Genomic DNA, 1,415 nt, shown 5'->3' with positions numbered 1-1,415 from the left:
CCAGCTTTCGCTGGGATGACGGGCGGCTGGCACATACCACATCGTATATGACAAATGCAAAACGGCCCGCCGAGGCGGGCCGTCGTCTCGGTTCTTACTTACGCAGACCGAGCTTCTGGATGAGCGAGTTGTAACGCGCTACATCCTTCTTCTTCAGATAGTCCAGCAACGAGCGGCGCTTGTTGACCATGGCCAGCAGACCGCGACGCGAGTGGTTATCCTTGTGGTGAGCCTTGAAGTGCTCGGTCAGGTTCTTGATGCGCTCGGTGAGGATCGCAACCTGGACTTCCGGGCTGCCCGTGTCGCCAGCGACGCGAGCGTTGTCCGTGATGATGTCCTGCTTCTTTTCAGCGGTAACCGACATTTCATTTACTCCGCGACATCGGATAGATTGAACCCCCGAACGACGCGGGCCTCGCGGTCCGTAAGCTGTACCAAAGCGACGGGGACGGTGCCCTCGTACGCGCAGTATAGCCCGTCTTCATGGGGCATTCCGGTGAGAACGCGGCCCTGACGGACCGCCCTTGCCTGCTCCGGGTCGAGGTTCAGGGCCGGGATGTCGTCCAGCCCCGCCTCCAGCGGCAAGAGTATCTGCTCAAGAGGCGCGCCCTTACCGAATTCGTTCAATTTGTCCAGCGAAATCGCGTGGGACAGGTCGAACGGCCCCGCCTTGGTCCGGCGCAGCATGGTGACGGTGCCGCAGCTTCCGAGCGCCTGCGCAATGTCCCGCGCGAGGCTGCGGATATACGTGCCCTTGGAAACCGTGGCCAGCAGTGTCGCGCCCGCTTCGGGATCGAAATTCAGCAGTTGCAGGTCGAACACGGTCACGCTGCGCGTCTTGAGCTGCACATCCACCCCGGCGCGCGCCAGATCGTAGGCCCGCTCGCCATCGACCTTGAGCGCCGAGTAGGCAGGCGGCACCTGCTCGATCGGCCCGGTGAAGCGCGGCAGCACCGCCTCCACATCCCCGCGCGAGGGGCGCACGTCGCTGGTCGCGATCACCGCGCCTTCGAGGTCGAGCGTGTCGGTTTCCTCGCCGAACTTCACCGTGAACTCATAAGCCTTGGTGGCATCGAGCATCCGGCCCGCCAGCTTGGTCGCCTCGCCCAGCGCCACCGGGAGAATCCCCGTCGCCAGCGGGTCAAGCGTGCCGCCGTGGCCCACCTTCACCTTCTTGCCGTACCCGGCCTCGCGCAAATTGCGCTTCACCGCCGCCACGGCTTGCGTCGAACCGAGGCCCAGCGGCTTGTCGAGAATGATCCATCCGTGCGGCATCATGCTTCCTTCGGCCATGCGAGCAACCGCGCGTGATCCGCGATGGGGGTCGGCCACAGCACGCACAGGGCATCGAAATTCTCCCGATCCCCCGAATAGAGCGCGCGGATCGCCTCTTCGTAGCCCGGACGGTCGCCCGC

3 protein-coding genes are annotated in these 1,415 nt (G+C 64.3%); all 3 read right to left on the bottom strand.

Going from position 1 to position 1,415, the window contains the following annotated elements:
• Positions 1-94: 94 nt before the first annotated feature.
• The gene (gene rpsO, locus ACYPYD_RS23385) at positions 95-364 is read right to left on the bottom strand and encodes a 30S ribosomal protein S15 (protein ID WP_008993704.1); all 270 of its coding nucleotides are present in this window, start codon (positions 362-364) and stop codon (positions 95-97) included.
• Between the two features lie 5 nt (positions 365-369).
• Positions 370-1,275 carry a tRNA pseudouridine(55) synthase TruB gene (gene truB, locus ACYPYD_RS23380; RefSeq protein ID WP_459665892.1) on the bottom strand — a complete coding sequence of 302 codons (906 nt, stop codon included), beginning with the start codon at positions 1,273-1,275 and terminating at the stop codon, positions 370-372.
• The coding region (locus ACYPYD_RS23375) for a DUF2239 family protein (protein WP_459665890.1) at positions 1,275-1,415 on the bottom strand (141 nt) is incomplete at its 5' end. The genes truB and ACYPYD_RS23375, both read right to left, overlap by 1 nt.

Source organism: Novosphingobium sp. 11B, from assembly GCF_054589055.1.
This window is presented reverse-complemented; position numbering and strand designations above follow the sequence as displayed.